Origin of the sequence: Pseudomonas sp. KBS0710 (assembly GCF_005938045.2) — a bacterium.
Taxonomy (GTDB): domain Bacteria; phylum Pseudomonadota; class Gammaproteobacteria; order Pseudomonadales; family Pseudomonadaceae; genus Aquipseudomonas.
This window is the reverse complement of the sequence record NZ_VCCF02000001.1, coordinates 18,447-34,685: the sequence shown is the minus strand read 5'-3', so window position 1 is coordinate 34,685 and position 16,239 is coordinate 18,447. Positions and strand designations below refer to the sequence as shown.

The 16,239-nt window shown below is 61.6% G+C and carries 17 protein-coding genes; 4 read left to right on the top strand and 13 right to left on the bottom strand.

The window, feature by feature from the left end:
- The first annotated feature begins 35 nt into the window (after window positions 1-35).
- From holA to FFI16_RS00155, 3 genes are all read left to right on the top strand, one after another.
- Window positions 36-1,073 carry a DNA polymerase III subunit delta gene (gene holA, locus FFI16_RS00165; protein WP_017136058.1) on the top strand — a complete coding sequence of 346 codons (1,038 nt, stop codon included), beginning with the start codon at window positions 36-38 and terminating at the stop codon, window positions 1,071-1,073.
- Between the two features lie 202 nt (window positions 1,074-1,275).
- Complete coding sequence (arfA, locus tag FFI16_RS00160; RefSeq protein ID WP_003176285.1) at window positions 1,276-1,440, top strand: alternative ribosome rescue factor ArfA; 165 nt, start codon at window positions 1,276-1,278, stop codon at window positions 1,438-1,440.
- 61 nt (window positions 1,441-1,501) lie between these two features.
- Window positions 1,502-2,827: a lytic murein transglycosylase gene (locus FFI16_RS00155; protein WP_138813697.1), complete on the top strand. Its 1,326-nt coding sequence runs from the start codon at window positions 1,502-1,504 to the stop codon at window positions 2,825-2,827.
- Between the two features lie 95 nt (window positions 2,828-2,922).
- Here FFI16_RS00155 and FFI16_RS00150 read toward each other — a convergent pair whose 3' ends face one another.
- The 13 genes from FFI16_RS00150 to FFI16_RS00090 form a co-directional block, all read right to left on the bottom strand.
- Window positions 2,923-3,855 carry an LD-carboxypeptidase gene (locus FFI16_RS00150; RefSeq protein WP_138813696.1) on the bottom strand — a complete coding sequence of 311 codons (933 nt, stop codon included), beginning with the start codon at window positions 3,853-3,855 and terminating at the stop codon, window positions 2,923-2,925.
- Window positions 3,856-3,974: 119 nt separating this feature from the next.
- Complete coding sequence (lipA, locus tag FFI16_RS00145; protein ID WP_057444888.1) at window positions 3,975-4,976, bottom strand: lipoyl synthase; 1,002 nt, start codon at window positions 4,974-4,976, stop codon at window positions 3,975-3,977.
- 26 nt (window positions 4,977-5,002) lie between these two features.
- A complete protein-coding gene (gene lipB / locus FFI16_RS00140) occupies window positions 5,003-5,650 on the bottom strand; it encodes a lipoyl(octanoyl) transferase LipB (protein WP_016973912.1) in 648 nt (215 codons plus the stop codon).
- Window positions 5,650-5,931: a DUF493 domain-containing protein gene (locus FFI16_RS00135; RefSeq protein ID WP_138813695.1), complete on the bottom strand. Its 282-nt coding sequence runs from the start codon at window positions 5,929-5,931 to the stop codon at window positions 5,650-5,652. The genes lipB and FFI16_RS00135 overlap by 1 nt, the downstream gene beginning before the upstream one ends.
- An 85-nt stretch (window positions 5,932-6,016) precedes the next feature.
- Complete coding sequence (locus FFI16_RS00130) at window positions 6,017-7,174, bottom strand: D-alanyl-D-alanine carboxypeptidase family protein (protein WP_017136053.1); 1,158 nt, start codon at window positions 7,172-7,174, stop codon at window positions 6,017-6,019.
- Window positions 7,175-7,346: 172 nt separating this feature from the next.
- Entirely contained in the window at window positions 7,347-8,348 is a 1,002-nt protein-coding gene (locus tag FFI16_RS00125) for a septal ring lytic transglycosylase RlpA family protein (protein WP_138813694.1), read from the bottom strand.
- Window positions 8,348-9,358, bottom strand: coding sequence for a lytic murein transglycosylase B (gene mltB, locus FFI16_RS00120; RefSeq protein WP_138813693.1), 1,011 nt, complete (start codon window positions 9,356-9,358; stop codon window positions 8,348-8,350). The genes FFI16_RS00125 and mltB overlap by 1 nt, the downstream gene beginning before the upstream one ends.
- Window positions 9,359-9,375: 17 nt before the next feature.
- Complete coding sequence (rodA, locus tag FFI16_RS00115; RefSeq protein ID WP_065911239.1) at window positions 9,376-10,479, bottom strand: rod shape-determining protein RodA; 1,104 nt, start codon at window positions 10,477-10,479, stop codon at window positions 9,376-9,378.
- Between the two features lie 31 nt (window positions 10,480-10,510).
- Complete coding sequence (gene mrdA, locus FFI16_RS00110; RefSeq protein WP_138813692.1) at window positions 10,511-12,409, bottom strand: penicillin-binding protein 2; 1,899 nt, start codon at window positions 12,407-12,409, stop codon at window positions 10,511-10,513.
- A gap of 15 nt (window positions 12,410-12,424) precedes the next feature.
- Window positions 12,425-12,892 (bottom strand): 23S rRNA (pseudouridine(1915)-N(3))-methyltransferase RlmH, encoded by a 468-nt coding sequence (rlmH, locus tag FFI16_RS00105; protein ID WP_003176297.1) that lies wholly within the window; start codon window positions 12,890-12,892, stop codon window positions 12,425-12,427.
- Window positions 12,893-12,901: 9 nt separating this feature from the next.
- Window positions 12,902-13,396, bottom strand: a complete 495-nt coding sequence (gene rsfS / locus FFI16_RS00100; RefSeq protein ID WP_003215432.1) for a ribosome silencing factor — start codon at window positions 13,394-13,396, stop codon at window positions 12,902-12,904.
- A gap of 69 nt (window positions 13,397-13,465) precedes the next feature.
- Window positions 13,466-14,110: a nicotinate-nucleotide adenylyltransferase gene (nadD, locus tag FFI16_RS00095; protein ID WP_017136048.1), complete on the bottom strand. Its 645-nt coding sequence runs from the start codon at window positions 14,108-14,110 to the stop codon at window positions 13,466-13,468.
- Complete coding sequence (locus FFI16_RS00090) at window positions 14,110-15,375, bottom strand: glutamate-5-semialdehyde dehydrogenase (RefSeq protein ID WP_138813691.1); 1,266 nt, start codon at window positions 15,373-15,375, stop codon at window positions 14,110-14,112. Before FFI16_RS00090 ends, nadD begins: the two co-directional genes overlap by 1 nt.
- Window positions 15,376-15,549: 174 nt before the next feature.
- Here FFI16_RS00090 and FFI16_RS00085 point away from each other — a divergent pair, with 174 nt between their 5' ends.
- Entirely contained in the window at window positions 15,550-16,233 is a 684-nt protein-coding gene (locus tag FFI16_RS00085; protein WP_099547586.1) for a DNA-3-methyladenine glycosylase, read from the top strand.
- Window positions 16,234-16,239 lie beyond the last annotated feature (6 nt).

The following is a 16,239-nucleotide window of genomic DNA, read 5'->3' as shown; positions in this document are numbered from 1 at the left end:
GGCGGGGCGCCCCTGGCGCCCCGTTTGCCCCACCTATGAAACTTGCCCCCGCCCAACTCGCCAAACACCTGCAAGGTGGCCTTGCGCCTGTCTATATCGTCAGCGGTGATGACCCGCTGCTGTGCCAGGAAGCGGCCGACGCGATTCGCACCGCCGCGCGCCAGCAAGGCTTCGATGAACGCCAGGTGTTCAGCGCCGACGCCAGTTTCGACTGGGGCACGCTGCTGCAAGCCGGTGCGAGCATGTCGTTGTTCGCCGAGAAACGCCTGCTGGAACTGCGCCTGCCTTCGGGCAAGCCGGGTGACAAAGGCGCGGCGGCGTTGATGGAATACTGCTCGCGACCGGCTGAAGACACGGTGTTGTTGATCAGCTTGCCCAAGCTCGATGGCAGCGCGCAGAAAACCAAGTGGGGCAAGGCGCTGGTAGAAGGCCCCCAAACCCAGTTCATCCAGATCTGGCCAGTGGACAGCAACCAGCTGCCGCAGTGGATACGCCAGCGCCTGTCCCAATCGGGGCTGTCGGCGACGCAAGATGCCGTCGAGCTGATCGCCGCCCGGGTCGAGGGCAACCTGCTTGCCGCCGCCCAGGAAATCGAAAAGCTCAAGCTGATGGCAGAAGACGGGCAGATCACCGTCGAAACCGTCCAGGGCGCAGTGGCTGATAGCGCGCGCTTTGACGTGTTCGGCTTGGTGGACGCGATTCTCAATGGCGAACCCGCCCACGCCCTGCGCATGCTCGAAGGCTTGCGCGGCGAAGGCGTGGAACCACCGGTAATTCTGTGGGCGCTGGCTCGAGAGCTGCGAGTGCTGGCCAATATTGCCCTGCAATACAGCCAAGGCACGCCGCTGGACAAATGCTTCAGCCAGGCCAGGCCGCCGGTGTGGGACAAGCGCAAACCCCTGATGAGCAAAGCCCTGCAACGCCACTCGGCGCAACGCTGGGCGCAGCTGTTGCTGGAAGCGCAACGCATCGACGCGCAGATCAAAGGTCAGGCGGCCGGTTCGCCGTGGATGAGCCTGAGCCGTTTGTCACTGTTGATGTCCGGCCAACGCCTGACACTCCCCGCCGAATAACCCTGTGGGAGCTGGCTTGCCTGCGATAGCGACAGTGGCTGACACACCGCTATCGCAGGCAAGCCAGCTCCCACATTGACCGTGCCCACTTGAAAATGTGAAACCGCCTACACATCGCCGGGCTTTACAGCCGCGCCACTTCGGCAGATGATTTGCACCGCCTCACCTCACCTCAAGCCCCCACCTCAAGAGAGTACCGACCATGAGCAAAAAGCCATCCAAGCATGGCCCCAACAAGGCCAAATCCATCATCGCCCAGCCACTGTTCCGCAGCCGTCAGGAACGCGCCGGCAAGGGCAAAGGCAGCTACCGCCGCGAAGCCTTCCAGTCTAATAGCTGGGAGGCTTCTTACTTTCTGGCTGCCTGAAGGCAAGTGCCCCTCCGGCATGATAAGGTCGGTACTTGATTTGTAATCCCTGGACCTGTGCATGCCCTCTAGCCTTTCCCGTCGTTGGCACCTTCGCCAACTGATCGCTGCCTCCAGCCTCATTCTGCTTGTCGCCTGCGCCGAGAAACCCACCGCCGCGGACGCGCAACCCCTGCCAAAAGTCCAGACCGTGCCGGCCGTCGCGCCCGCCGTGGTTCCCCCTTTGGCCGTGGACAATCTTGATATCCAACCGACCCAGACCTTTGCCGAATGGCAGGCTGGTTTTCGTGCGCAAGCGCTGAGCGCGGGGATCACACCCGCCGTCTTCGATAATGCCTTTGCCGGCGTGACGCCCGACATGGCGGTGATTCGCGCTGACCGCAGCCAGCCGGAGTTTTCCCGCCCAGTGTGGGAATACCTCGATGGCGCTCTGTCGCCGGTACGCGTGCGTAATGGCCAAGCGTTGCTGATCAAATACGCCGATATCCTGCAGCGCATCGAAGAGCGTTATGGCGTTGATCGCCAGGCACTGGTTTCGGTGTGGGGCATGGAAAGCAACTTTGGCCAGTTCCAGGGCAATAATTCGGTGATCCGTTCCCTGGCAACCCTGGCCTATGAAGGCCGCCGCCCGGCGTTCGCCCAGGCGCAACTGCTGGCGGCGCTGCAGATCATCCAGCATGGCGACATCTCCGCCGACCAGATGAAAGGTTCGTGGGCCGGGGCCATGGGCCAGACCCAGTTCATCCCGACTACCTACAACACCCACGCCGTGGATTTCGATGGCGACGGGCGCCGCGATATCTGGAACAGCCCGGGCGACGCTCTGGCCTCCACTGCGCACTACCTGCAAAGCTCCGGCTGGCAACGCGGCCAGCCATGGGGTTTTGAGGTGAAACAACTGCCGACGAACTTCGATTACGCCCTGGCCGACGGCGGCATACGCAAGACCGTTGGCGAGTGGATGAGTCTGGGCATTCAACTGCCACCTGGCGCAAGCATGCCGCCGAACGTCGAGCACCTGTCCGCTGCCCTGCTGCTGCCGGCCGGCTACCGTGGGCCAGCGTTCCTGGTGCTGGATAACTTCCGCGCGATCCTCAAGTACAACAACTCATCGTCCTACGCGCTGGCCGTGGGCCTGCTGTCGGAGCGGTTTGCTGGCGGCGGTGTGATTCGTGGCGATTGGCCCAAGGATGAGCTGCCGCTGAGTCGTTCCCAGCGTATTGATTTACAGACGGTGCTCAGCGCCAAGGGCTATGACGCGGGCAACCCGGACGGGATTATCGGCGCCAACACGCGCAAGGCGATTCGGGCGGCGCAGCAGTCGTTGGGTTGGCCTGCGGATGGGTTTCCGACGGTGAAGCTGCTGGAGTCGTTGCAGAGCCGTTAAATCGGCCTATGGCGACTGCCGCCATCGCAGGCAAGCCAGCTCCCACCTTTGGAATGCATTTTCCTGTGGGAGCTGGCTTGCCTGCGATAGCACTCTCAGGGCTTGAACACTACATCCTGCTCCAACACCAACTGCTGCTCCCCCGCATCCAACCGCACCAGCGCGCCCATCGGCAGCGTCAGGTTCGGATCGCAGTGCCCACTGCGCCAGCCGGACAGCACCGGAATGCACAGCGGCTCGAAGGTTTCCTTGAGCAGCCGCTCCAACGCCGCCTTGTCCACGCCCGATACATCCCCGACCAACACGCCGGCGACTTGGCACAACTTGCCCGCCAGGCGTAAATGGGTCAGCAGCCGGTCAATTCGGTAGAGCGGCTCGTTGACGTCTTCAATAAACAGAATGATGCCTTCAGCGTCGATCTCAAACGCCGTGCCCATCACCGCTGCAATCATCGACAGGTTGCCGCCAAGCAAACGCCCGCAGGCGACACCCGGCTCAATCGTGGCCAGTGGGTAAGCCACCGGATGTGCCAGCACGCTGCACTCGCTCAGTTGCCCACGCAGCATGCTGAACAACGATGACTCGGTGGGCTGCTGTTTGTCACCGAGCAGGTCAGCATTGAGCATCGGCCCATGAAAGGTCACAAAACCTGCATAGCGGTTGATGGCCAAATGCAACGCGGTGATGTCGCTGTAGCCCACGAACGGCTTGGGGTTGGCTGCAATCAGGTCGAAATCCAGCTGGTCCAGCAGACGCGGTGTGCCGTAGCCGCCACGCAGGCAGAAGATGGCATCAATTTCGGGATCGGCAAACGCCGCATGCAGGTCGCGCAGGCGCACCTCGTCGCTGCCGGCCAGGTAGCCGTCGCGTTCATAGACGCCGGGAAATATGCGCAGCTCATGGCCACGGGCGCGCATCCACTGGCCGGCTTTTTCCACATCCAGTGCGGCAGGCCCGGCGGGGGCGATCAGGCCAATTACGCCTTCGGGGCGCAGGGCAGGCACAGCAGCCGAGAGTTGAGTCGTCATCCATGGTTCTCCGTGGTTGGATACCCAGGCACTCTAGCCAGTGATGGTTGCAAGCAGAAGAGAGAAACGGATGAAAACACTGTAGGAGCAGCCTTGCTGCCCCTACAGTGAGAAGGCACTTACGAAACCAGGCTTGCCTTGACCAGCTTGGCTTGTTCATCAGCGTGGTACGAGGAACGTACCAGCGGGCCGGAGGCGACGTTCTTGAAGCCCATTTTGTAACCTTCCTCGGCGAACCAGGCGAAGGTATCCGGGTGCACAAAACGCTGCACCGGCAAGTGGCTGCGCGACGGTTGCAGGTATTGGCCCAGGGTCAGCATGTCGATGTCGTGTTCGCGCATGCGCTTCATGACTTCGATGACTTCTTCGTCGGTCTCGCCCAAGCCCAGCATCAGCCCGGATTTGGTCGGGATGTGCGGCATCATCTGCTTGAATTTTTGCAGCAGGGTCAGCGACCACTGGTAGTCCGAACCCGGACGCGCGGCCTTGTACAGGCGTGGCACGGTTTCCAGGTTGTGGTTGAACACATCCGGTGGCTCGGCTGCGGTGATTTCCAGCGCAACGTCCATGCGGCCACGGTAGTCCGGCACCAGTGTTTCGAGCATCACGTTCGGCGACAGCTTGCGGATCTCGCGGATGCAGTCGGCAAAGTGCTGGGCACCGCCGTCACGCAGATCGTCGCGGTCTACGGAAGTGATCACCACGTATTTGAGTTTCAGGTCGGCAATGGCAATCGCCAGGCTTTCCGGCTCGTTGACGTCCAGTGGCTTCGGCCGGCCGTGGCCAACGTCGCAGAACGGGCAACGACGGGTGCAGATGTCACCCATGATCATGAAGGTGGCGGTGCCGCCGGAGAAGCATTCGCCCAGGTTCGGGCAGGAAGCTTCTTCGCACACGCTGTGCAGCTTGTGTTTGCGCAGCAGGGCCTTGATACGGTCGACCTCCGGCGAAACCGGGATGCGCACGCGGATCCAGTCAGGTTTCTTCGGCAGTTCGGTGGTCGGGATGATTTTCACCGGGATGCGTGCAACCTTCTCGGCGCCGCGCAGCTTGACGCCGGCTTCGACCTTGGCACGCGGGGCCGGGGCCGGACGCTCGGTGATGTCCAGCGTCGGGATCATGGTTTGCACTGCATCAGTAGTCATAATCAGTCGATTCCGCCCGTAAGGGTCGTCTGCTCAGCATAGTCGAGGTGTTTGACGAGCTGCGCACGCAGCCGGGCACTTACCTCGGCAAATTTAATCGGTGTGGCGTGGTCGCTCAGTTGAGTCATCGCCAGCCCGGCGTAACCGCACGGGTTGATACGCCGAAACGGCGCCAGGTCCATGTCCACATTCAGGGCCAGGCCATGAAAGGAACAACCATGGCGGATGCGCAAACCGAGGGAGGCGATTTTCGCGCCGTCCACGTATACACCGGGTGCATCGGGCTTGGCCGCGGCAGTCACGCCGTAACTGGCCAACAGCTCGATCAGGCAAGCCTCCATGCGGCTCACCAAGTCACGCACGCCAAAACCCAGCTTGCGCACGTCCAGCAGCAAATAAGCCACCAGCTGACCAGGGCCATGGTAAGTCACTTGGCCACCTCGGTCGACCTGCACCACCGGAATATCACCCGGCAGCAGCAGATGCTCAGCCTTGCCGGCCTGGCCCTGGGTGAAGACCGGCGGGTGTTCCACCAGCCAGATTTCATCCGGGGCCGAGCTGCCGCGCTCGTTGGTGAAGCGCTGCATGGCATGCCAGACCGGCTCGTAGGCCATCTGGCCGAGCTCGCGAAAGCCCAAAACCTGTGACATCACAACACCATGTGTACGAAGCCGGTGGCCCGCAGTTCACTGTTGATGTCGTAGAGCTGGTCTTGACCGGTCGCAACGATGTGCAACTGGATCGTGGTGTATTTACCGTTGGAGCTCAAACGCTCGTCCACCCGGTTGTCGTTGATCGTCGCGTGTTTACGCACGATCTCGAGAATCGTGTCTTTGTTGCCCACACCGGTATCGCTGATCACCTTGACGGGATAGTCCACGTTGGGGAATTCGATCTTTGGCGCCTTTACTTCTACTTCTTTATCGGTCATGGCAGAACAGCCTCGTAAGCGCTAAGCCGTGGCGACGGGCAAAGCCCCGCGCTGGATCAACGCGGGGCTTTGCAGGTGCGCACAATCAGTTGAACAAGCCGTAGAAGAATAGACGGATGCTATCCCACACGCGGCGGAAGATACCACCTTCGTCAACGGCGTCCAGTGCGATCAGGTCGGCGCTGTGCACCACCTTGTCATCGAGCTTCACTTCGACTTTACCGATCACGTCACCCTTGGCGATTGGAGCTACCAATTGCGGGTTCATGGTCATGCTGGCAGCGAGCTTTTTCAGCTGGCCTTTAGGCATGGTCAGGGTCAGGTCATCGGCCAGGCCGGCCTTGACTTGGTGGGTCGCGCCTTTCCATACCGGGGCTTGAGCCAGCTCAGCGCCCTTCTGGTAGAAGGTCTGGGTTTCGAAGAAGCGGAAGCCGTAAGTCAGCAGTTTTTGCGTCTCGGCCGCACGGGCCTGCTCGCTGTTGGTGCCGAAGACCACGGCGATCAGGCGCTGGCCGTCACGTACAGCCGAAGACACCATGCAGTAGCCGGCTTCGTCGGTGTGGCCGGTTTTCAGACCGTCGACGGTCTTGTCACGCCACAGCAGCAGGTTACGGTTAGGCTGCTTGATGTTGTTCCAGAAGAATTCCTTCTGGGAGTAAATCGCGTAGTGCACCGGGTCGACACGGATGATCGCGCGAGCCAGCACGGCCATGTCATGGGCCGACGAGTAGTGCTCTGGGTTCGGCAGGCCGGTCGGGTTCATGAAGTGGCTATTGGTCATGCCCAGGTCGCCGGCGGTCTTGTTCATCAAGTCGGCGAACGCGTCTTCGCTGCCGGCGATGTGCTCGGACAGGGCCACGCTGGCGTCGTTACCGGACTGGATGATGATGCCGTGCAGCAGGTCGCTGACGGTAACCTGCGAACCGACCTTGATGAACATCCGCGAACCGCCGGTGCGCCAGGCGTTTTCGCTGACGGTAACCGGGTCATTCTCGCCGATCTGGCCGCGACGGATTTCCAGGGTCGCGATGTAGGCCGTCATCAGCTTGGTCAGGCTGGCCGGGGGCAGGCGCTGGTCACCGTTGTTCTCGACCAGCACGTTGCCGCTGGCGGCATCCATGAGGACCCAGGCCTTGGCGGCCAGTTGCGGGGAAGCTGGCACCATTTCAACCGCCCAGGCGGCCGGGGTGATGATCAGCGAAAGTAGCAGGCACGTGCGTTTGGCTAAGGTGGTGATGTTCATCCGTCTCTCGAAATTGCTTATGGAAACTTGCCCTCGCGGGCAAAACTATTCAGACAGCCCGCTGCCAGACTGTCGCGTGTTCGGTTGCCCGCTCACCCCTTGCCCCTGGGTTTTTATTGTTCACGAGCCAACAACCTGGGTTCAGGCGAACCTGAACCATCAATCCTTTTACTTATTCAGCAGTGACGACGCTGGGTTGCCCCAGGTTGGCCAGGCGCACGCTGTTCTGTACTTGCGCCACTTCACTTGGCGAACCAATCGGCCCCATGCGCACACGGTGCAGGGTTTGCTGGTTACGCACGATGGAGCTGATAAATACGGGCGCGCTGACCATGCCGCTGAGCTTGGACCTTAACAGTTCTGCCGCATCCGGGTTGGCGAAAGCGCCGACCTGCAGGTACTGGCCACCGACTCTAGATGCCCCTGGCGCTGCATGCGGCACCACCACCGTGTCCGGTGCGTGCTGCGCCGGTGGCGGTGTCCACTGCTCGATCTTGCCGGCCGAGGCGGTCACTTGCGGTTGCGGGGTTTGCGGCTCGTTGAGCATCAAGGGTGCCGGTTTGCCACGCTGAGCCCAGTACTGCGCGGGGTCGATACCTTCGACTTTCACGCGCGCGGTGCCGGTTTCGGCATAACCGAGTTTCTTTGCGGCGGCGTAGGACAAGTCGATGATCCGGTCCGAATAGAACGGCCCACGGTCGTTGACCCGCAGGATCACCGTGCGGTTGTTGTCCAGGTTGGTCACGCGTACATAGCTGGGCAGCGGCAAGGTCTTGTGGGCCGCGCTCATGCCGTACAGGTCATAGACTTCGCCGTTGGCGGTGTTCTGGCCATGGAATTTGGTGCCATACCAGGACGCCGTACCCGTTTGCGAGTAGGTCTTGGATTCCTGCAGCGGGAAGTAATTCTTGCCCAGCACGGTATACGGGTTGGCCTTGTAAGGCCCGGTGTGCAGGGTCGGCGTGGCGTCCGGGATCTTCGATACGTCGACATCCCACCACGGCGCGCCGTCTTTGTGCGCGCGGTTGATGTCCAGGCCCGGTTGGGCGCGGACGATAGCCCCGCCCTTCTGCGCAGGGGCACGGCTGGTGGTGGAGGAGCAACTGACAACCAGCAAGGACAACGCGGCGAACGCCACCAGCTTGAGCGGTTTTTGGAACGGCGATACCCGCATTACTTGTTGCCCCGTGCTTGGACCAGCATGTCTGACAGCTGATGCACGGCCATGGCGTACATCACACTGCGGTTATAACGCGTGATTGCGTAAAAATTCTTCAGGCCCATCCAGTATTCCGGGCCGTTTGCGCCTTCCAGGCGGAACGCCGTCACCGGCATATCATCGCGTGGCGCATTCTGACTCGACCAGCCCAGCGCTCGCAACTCCCCGACGGTCTTGACCGGCTCAATACCTTGGGTCAAACCTTCGTCGGCGCGATCGCCCGTGACATCGGCGCGGATTACCACCGGTTCACCGGCCACCCAGCCATGGCGCTTGAAGTAGCTGGCCACGCTGCCGATAGCGTCGTCCGGGTTGCTCCAGATATTGATGTGGCCGTCGCCGTCGAAATCCACCGCGTAAGCCCGGAAACTGCTCGGCATAAACTGCGGCAGGCCCATCGCACCGGCGTAGGAGCCCTTGAGGGTCAACGGGTCGACCTGCTCTTCGCGGGCCAGCAACAGGAATTCACGCAGCTCCTTGCGGAAAAACTCGGCACGCGGCGGGTAATCGAAGCCCAGGGTCGACAAGGCGTCGATCACCCGGTAGCTGCCGGTGTTGCGCCCGTAGAAGGTTTCGATGCCGATGATGGCGACGATCACCTGGGCCGGCACGCCGTATTCCTGCTCGGCGCGGGCCAGCACCGCTTCGTGCTGGCGCCAGAAGTCCACGCCCCGCGCCACACGGGCGTCGGTGAGGAACATCGGGCGGTAGTCTTTCCACTGTTTGACGCGCTCGGCGGGACGCGAGATCGCGTCGAGGATCGCCTGCTTGCGCTGGGCTTCGCGGAACACGCCCATCAGTTGTTCACCGGCGAAACCGTAGTCGCGGGTCATTTCACCGACAAATTCGGCGACCTGGGGTGAACCATCGTAGTCACCGGCCTGCACCTCTTGCGTCGCGCCCAGCAGCCCAATCAGGCCCATCCAGGACGCGTGCCGAGTCGCCCAGCCGCGCATTACTTGCATTGACATCTTCACCTTATTCAAACCTGCGCGATCCACTTGCGATGCGTGTGAATCGACATCAAAACCCCAAACGCTGACATCAATGTCACCAGCGAAGTTCCGCCGTAGCTAATGAACGGCAACGGCACCCCAACCACCGGCAACAGGCCACTGACCATACCGATGTTGACGAAAACGTAAACAAAAAAAGTCATGGTCAGGCTGCCGGCGAGCAATTTGCCGAACAGCGTCTGCGCCTGTGCGGTAATCACCAGGCCGCGACCAATCAACAACACATAGATCAGCAACAGGGCGCAAATGCCCACCAGGCCGAACTCTTCGCCCAATACCGCAATAATGAAGTCGGTGTGGCTCTCGGGCAAAAAGTCCAGATGCGACTGCGTGCCCAGCAACCAGCCCTTACCAAATACGCCACCGGAACCGATAGCCGCCTTGGACTGGATAATGTTCCAGCCAGTGCCCAGCGGGTCGCTTTCCGGATCAAGGAAGGTCAGGATCCGCTGCTTCTGGTAGTCGTGCATAAAGAAGAACCACATCGCCACGGCGACCGGGATGGCGGCGGCCAGCACGCTGAGGATCCAGCGCCAGCGCAGGCCGCCCATAAACAGCACGAACGCGCCGCCCGCGAGGATCAGCAGCGAGGTGCCGAGGTCGGGCTGGCGCACGATCAGGATAAACGGCACGCCGATCAGGATCAGGCTCACCCCCACGTGCTTGAGTTGCGGCGGCAAGGTGCGCTTGGACAGGTACCAGGCGATGGTCGCCGGCATCAGGATCTTGAGGAATTCCGAGGGCTGGAAGCGAATCACCCCGGGTATGTTGATCCAGCGCGTCGCGCCCATGGCGTTGTGACCCATGACATCCACCACCACCAGCAGCAATACGCCGACGACATACCCCAAGGGCACCCAGCGCGCCATGAAGCGTGGTTCCAACTGGGCGATCACCACCATCGACAACAGGCCCAGGCCGAACGACGACGCCTGCTTGATCAGCAAGTCCCAGTTCTTGCCGCTGGCCGAATACAGCACGAACAGGCTGCCGGCCGCCAAGGTCAGCAGCAGGATCAGCAGCGGGCCATCAATGTGCATGCGTTGCAACAACGTCGCACGGCGACGCATCACATCCTCACTGGAGAGGATGCGGTCAAAATTACTCTTCACGGGCCGTAACCTCGGTGCTTGAAGGGGGGCCGCCATATTCGGATTTGAGCCTGCCGTCGTCGGCCAACAGCCAAGCGTCCATGATCTGACGCACCACCGGCGCCGCGACGCCGGAGCCGGACTCGCCATTCTCGACCATCACCGCCACCACGATTTTCGGGTCGTCGGCCGGCGCAAAGCCGACAAACAAGGCGTGGTCGCGGTGCCGCTCCTGAACCTTGGAGCGGTCGTATTTCTCGCCCTGCTTGATCGCAACCACCTGGGCCGTACCACTTTTGCCGGCAATGCGGTATTGCGCACCGGCTGCGGCCTTGCGCGCCGTGCCTCGGGCGCCGTGCATCACTTGCTGCATGCCGTGGTTGACCTTGGCCCAGTCGGACGGGTCACGCAGCACGATGTCGGGAATCGGTTTTTCATCCACAGGCTTCTGGCCTTCGATGGTCTTGGCCAGGTGCGGGCGGTTCCACACGCCTTTGTTGGCCACCAGCGCGGTGGCCTGGGCCAGTTGCAATGGCGTGGCCTGCATGTAGCCCTGGCCGATGCCGAGGATCAGGGTTTCGCCCGGGAACCATGCCTGGCGACGGGTTGCACGCTTCCACTCCCGCGATGGCATCAGGCCAGGGGATTCTTCGAACATATCCAGGGAGACTTTCTGACCGAGGCCGAACTTGCCCATATAGGCAGACAGCCGATCAATCCCCAGCTTGTGGGCCAGGTCATAAAAATAGGTGTCGTTGGAGCGCATGATCGCGGTGTCCAGGTCGACATAGCCATCACCGGTGCGGTTCCAGTTACGGTATTTGTGATCGTAGTTGGGCAGCATGTAGTAGCCCGGGTCGTAAACGCGGCTGGAGGCCGTGACCACGCCCGAATCCAGGCCGGCAATCGCCACCGCCGGTTTTATCGTCGAACCCGGCGGATACAGCCCGCGCAGTACACGGTTGAACAACGGCCGGTCGATGGAATCACGCAGTTCGGCGTAGGCCTTGAAGCTGATACCGGTCACAAACAGGTTCGGGTCGAAACTCGGCTGGCTGACCATCGCCAGCACTTCGCCAGTGGCCGGGTTAAGCGCCACCACGGCGCCACGACGACCGCCCAGGGCCATCTCCGCCGCTTCCTGCAACTTGATGTCCAGGCTCAGCACAATGTCTTTGCCGGGGATCGGGTCGGTGCGCTTGAGCACGCGCAACACGCGGCCACGGGCGTTGGTCTCGACCTCTTCGTAACCCACCTGGCCGTGTAACTCCGGCTCGTAGAACCGCTCGATGCCGGTTTTGCCAATATGGTGGGTGCCGCTGTAATTCACCGGATCGAGGCTTTTTAGCTCTTTCTCGTTGATGCGCCCCATGTAGCCCACGGAGTGCGCAAAGTGCGCGCCTTGCGGGTAATGCCGCACCAACTGCGCCACCACCTCTACACCCGGCAAACGGAACTGGTTCACCGCGATGCGCGCGATCTGTTCTTCATTGAGCTCGAACAGGATCGGCACCGGTTCGAACGGCCGCCGCCCCTGCCTCATGCGTTTTTCAAAGATCACCCGGTCTTCCGGCGTCAGTTGCAGCACCTCCACGATCACATCGAGGATCTGCTGCCAGTCGCCGGAACGCTCGCGGGTCATGCTCAGGCTGAAGCTGGGCCGGTTGTCCGCCACCACCACGCCATTGCGGTCGAAAATCAGCCCACGGGTCGGCGGGATCGGCTGCACATGCACCCGGTTGTTTTCCGACAAGGTGGAGTGATAGTCGTACTGGATCACCTGCAGGTAATACAGGCGCGCAATCAGCACCGCAATCAGACCCACCACCAAAAAAGCGCCAAACACCACGCGTGCGCGTACCAGACGTGCGTCTTTCTCGTGGTCCTTGATGCGGATCGGCTGGGTCATCGGCAATGGCGCAGATTATTTGTGGTAAGGGTGCCCGGACAGAACTGTCCAGGCGCGATACAGCTGTTCACCGATCAGAATCCTTACCAACGGGTGCGGCAACGTGAGTGCCGACAGCGACCAGCGCTGGTCCGCCCGCGCGCAGACTTCCGGCGCCAGCCCTTCGGGGCCGCCGACCATGAAGTTGACGGTACGCGAGTCCAGGCGCCAGCGGTCCAGTTCCACCGCCAACTGCTCGGTGCTCCAGGGCTTGCCGTGCACCTCGAGGGTGACGATGCGCTCATTGGGGCCGACCTTGGCCAGCATGGCTTCGCCTTCCTGACGGATAAAGCGCGCCACGTCGGCATTCTTGCCCCGGGTATTGAGCGGTATTTCCACCAGCTCCAGCGACAGCTCAGCGGGCAGACGCTTGGCATACTCATGCCAGCCTTCTTCCACCCACTTGGGCATGCGTGAACCGACAGCGATCAGACGCAGGCGCACAGCCGTTCCTTATTCCTGGTCTTTGTTGAGCTTGTCGAAGTGCGCGTGGCCCACTTCCGGGCTGTGGTGCTTGCCATCCGCCGCACGGCTCTGCTCGGCGCCTTTCCACAGACGCTCCAGGTCGTAGAACTGACGGGCGTTGCTGGTCATCATGTGAACGATCACGTCGTCCATGTCCAGCAGTACCCAGTCGCTGTCGCCCTTGCCTTCTTCACCCAGTGGCTTGACGCCTTGGGCTTTGACGGCTTCGCGAACCTTGTCGAGCATCGCGCCGATCTGGCGGTTGGAGGTACCGGTAGCAATGATCATGAAGTCGGTGATGCTTTGCTTGTCGCGCACGTCCAGCACCTGGATGTCCTGGGCTTTAACGTCTTCCAGGGCAGCTACGGCGACTTTTACCAGCTCTTCGCCAGCCAGCTCAGGGCCGGTGTGCGCTTCTACTGGCAGCGGGGCGCTTTTGAAAGTGCCTTTGCGCTTAACTTTGCTTACGTCTTTGTTCGTCATATAAAACTCGTTTTGCTCGTATGTTCGGGCGCTCGCTGCACGAATGTTCGTGCGATCAAGCGCGCCTTTTCAGTTCGACGCACGGTAAAGCCCGTGCGCATCGATGTAGGCCAGGACCGCGTCAGGCACCAGGAAACGTACCGACTTCCCGCTGGCCAGCAGTTGACGGATCTGGGTGGCGGACACCGCAAGCGGGGTCTGCCAGACGAATGCAATATTCCCGTTCGGCCCGGTCAGGGCCAAGGGGTCACTTACCGACCGCGCGGCCAGCAGGTTGCGCAAGGCATCCGGCGGTTCGCTGTCGGCATCCGGGCGTTGCAAAACCAGGATGTGGCAATGCTGGAGGAGTTCCTCCCAGCGATGCCAAGAGGGCAGGCCGCAAAATGCGTCCCAGCCCAAAAGCAGAAACAACTGGTCATCTGCGGCCAACTCGGCGCGCATCAGTTCCAGGGTGTCGACAGTGTAGGACGGTTTATCGCGTTTGAGTTCGCGGTCGTCCACCACCAGCGGCGGTATACCCTCTACAGCCAGGCGCACCATTTCCAGGCGTTGCTGCGCAGACACCTGCGGCATATCGCGATGGGGCGGGCGCGCATTGGGCATCACGCGCAACTCATCCAGGGCGAGGGCATCCGCGACTTCCAGGGCACTGCGCAAATGGCCGATGTGCACGGGGTCGAAGGTACCGCCGAGCAGCCCGATGCGTTTACCCATCAAGTGCGCACATGACCATCGCCGAACACCACGTACTTCTCGCTGGTCAGGCCTTCCAGGCCAACCGGGCCGCGTGCGTGGAGCTTGTCGGTGGAAATGCCGATCTCCGCCCCCAGGCCATACTCGAAGCCGTCGGCAAAGCGCGTCGAGGCGTTGATCATCACCGAGGCGGAATCCACTTCGGTGAGAAAACGCCGGGCATCGCTGAAATGCTCGGAAACAATGGCGTCGGTGTGCTTGGAGCCGTATTTGTTGATGTGTTCGATGGCTTCGTCCAGGTCGTCGACGATGCGAATCGACAGGATCGGCGCCGTGTACTCGGTGTACCAGTCTTCTTCAGTCGCTTCGATCACGTCCGCGCCCAGCAGCGCACGGGTGCGTTCGCAGCCGCGCAGTTCCACGCCCTTGTCACGGTAGATGGCAGCCAGCGGCGGCAGCACGCGATCGGCAATGCCGGCGTGCACCAGCAGGGTTTCCATGGTGTTGCACGGGGCGTAGCGGTGGGTCTTGGCGTTGTCGGCGATGCGGATCGCCTTGTCGAGGTCGGCCGCGATGTCGATGTACACATGGCACACGCCGTCCAAGTGCTTGATGACCGGCACCTTGGCATCACGGCTGACGCGTTCGATCAGGCTCTTGCCGCCGCGCGGCACGATCACGTCGACGAATTCCGGCATGGTGATCAACGCGCCCACGGCGGCGCGGTCGGTGGTTTCCACCACCTGCACCACTTCAGCCGGCAACTCGGCCACGGCCAGGCCTTGCTGGATGCACACAGCAATGGCGCGGTTGGAATGGATTGCCTCGGAACCGCCACGCAGGATGGTGGCGTTGCCCGACTTGAGGCACAGGCTCGCGGCGTCGATGGTCACGTTGGGGCGCGACTCATAGATGATGCCGATCACGCCCAGGGGCACGCGCATCTTGCCCACCTGAATGCCGGACGGCAGGTAACGCATATCGCGGATTTCACCGATGGGGTCAGGCAGCTTGGCCACCTGACGCAGGCCTTCGATCATGTCGTCGATACGTGCCGGAGTCAGCGCCAGACGGTCCAACAGCGCGGGTTCCAGGCCATTGGCACGGCCGTTGGCCAGGTCCAGTTCGTTGGCGGCGGCCAGCTCGGAGCGCGAAGCATCCAGAGCATCGGCGGCAGCCAGCAGGGCACGGTTCTTCTGCGCAGTGCTCGCACGGGCGATCAAACGCGAGGCCTGCCGGGCAGCGCGACCCAGGCGGGTCATGTAGTCAAGAACGGACTCAGTCATGGTCAGGGAGTCTTGGCAAAGAGGAAAGCGGCAGATTATAGCTGTGACGCCGCCCGACTGACAGCGGTGAGGGGCGGATGGTCGAAATGAACTGTAAAAACTTGGGGTTCAGCGGTAATTAAGGTGGGAGTTGTTATTATTCGGTCACATTTAGCCGTATTAACCCTTACCGCCATGTCCAGTTTTGCCCCCCAACTGCCCGCCAGCGCCCTGCCCGACAGCTTCTTCGACCGTGACGCACAAATACTTGCGCGCGAATTGCTCGGCAAAGTCATCCGCCACCGCGTCGGTGAAACCTGGCTTTCGGCGCGAATTATCGAAACCGAAGCCTATTACGTGGCCGAAAAAGGCAGCCATGCCTCACTCGGCTACACAGAAAAGCGTAAGGCTTTGTTTCTGGATGGTGGGCACATCTACATGTACTACGCCCGTGGCGGCGACTCGCTGAACTTCAGCGCTCACGGCCCCGGCAATGCGGTGCTGATCAAATCGGCTTATCCGTGGGTCGATGAACTTTCCGGCCCGGCGAGCCTGGCGCAGATGCTGCTCAACAACCCGGATGCCAATGGCCACCCGCGCCCATCGCAAAAGCTCTGCGCCGGCCAAACGCTGCTGTGCAAAGCCCTGGGTCTGAAAGTGCCGATGTGGGACGCCAAGCGCTTTGACCAGGAACTGCTGTTTGTTGAAGACGTGGGCCAAACCCCGACGCAGATCATTCAGACCACCCGCCTGGGCATCCCCAGTGGGCGCGATGAACACCTGATGTACCGCTTCGTGGATGCGGGTTATGCGCCGTATTGCACCCGGAACCCGCTGCGTCGCGGCCAGGTCGAAGGCCGTGATTATTTTTTGATTTGAACAGAC

Coding starts and splice junctions, on each gene's coding strand:
- FFI16_RS00155 (WP_138813697.1), top strand. CDS start 1,502: ATGCCCTCTAGCCTTTCCCGTCGTTGGCACCTTCGCCAACTGATCGCT.
- rsfS (WP_003215432.1), bottom strand. CDS start 13,396: ATGACGAACAAAGACGTAAGCAAAGTTAAGCGCAAAGGCACTTTCAAA.
- rodA (WP_065911239.1), bottom strand. CDS start 10,479: ATGCGTCGCCGTGCGACGTTGTTGCAACGCATGCACATTGATGGCCCG.
- FFI16_RS00085 (WP_099547586.1), top strand. CDS start 15,550: ATGTCCAGTTTTGCCCCCCAACTGCCCGCCAGCGCCCTGCCCGACAGC.
- mltB (WP_138813693.1), bottom strand. CDS start 9,358: ATGCAAGTAATGCGCGGCTGGGCGACTCGGCACGCGTCCTGGATGGGC.
- FFI16_RS00135 (WP_138813695.1), bottom strand. CDS start 5,931: ATGACCGATAAAGAAGTAGAAGTAAAGGCGCCAAAGATCGAATTCCCC.
- lipB (WP_016973912.1), bottom strand. CDS start 5,650: ATGTCACAGGTTTTGGGCTTTCGCGAGCTCGGCCAGATGGCCTACGAG.
- nadD (WP_017136048.1), bottom strand. CDS start 14,110: ATGGGTAAACGCATCGGGCTGCTCGGCGGTACCTTCGACCCCGTGCAC.
- FFI16_RS00125 (WP_138813694.1), bottom strand. CDS start 8,348: ATGCGGGTATCGCCGTTCCAAAAACCGCTCAAGCTGGTGGCGTTCGCC.
- holA (WP_017136058.1), top strand. CDS start 36: ATGAAACTTGCCCCCGCCCAACTCGCCAAACACCTGCAAGGTGGCCTT.
- FFI16_RS00150 (WP_138813696.1), bottom strand. CDS start 3,855: ATGACGACTCAACTCTCGGCTGCTGTGCCTGCCCTGCGCCCCGAAGGC.
- lipA (WP_057444888.1), bottom strand. CDS start 4,976: ATGATCCCGACGCTGGACATCACCGAGCGTCCGGCCCCGGCCCCGCGT.
- mrdA (WP_138813692.1), bottom strand. CDS start 12,409: ATGACCCAGCCGATCCGCATCAAGGACCACGAGAAAGACGCACGTCTG.
- FFI16_RS00130 (WP_017136053.1), bottom strand. CDS start 7,174: ATGAACATCACCACCTTAGCCAAACGCACGTGCCTGCTACTTTCGCTG.
- arfA (WP_003176285.1), top strand. CDS start 1,276: ATGAGCAAAAAGCCATCCAAGCATGGCCCCAACAAGGCCAAATCCATC.
- FFI16_RS00090 (WP_138813691.1), bottom strand. CDS start 15,375: ATGACTGAGTCCGTTCTTGACTACATGACCCGCCTGGGTCGCGCTGCC.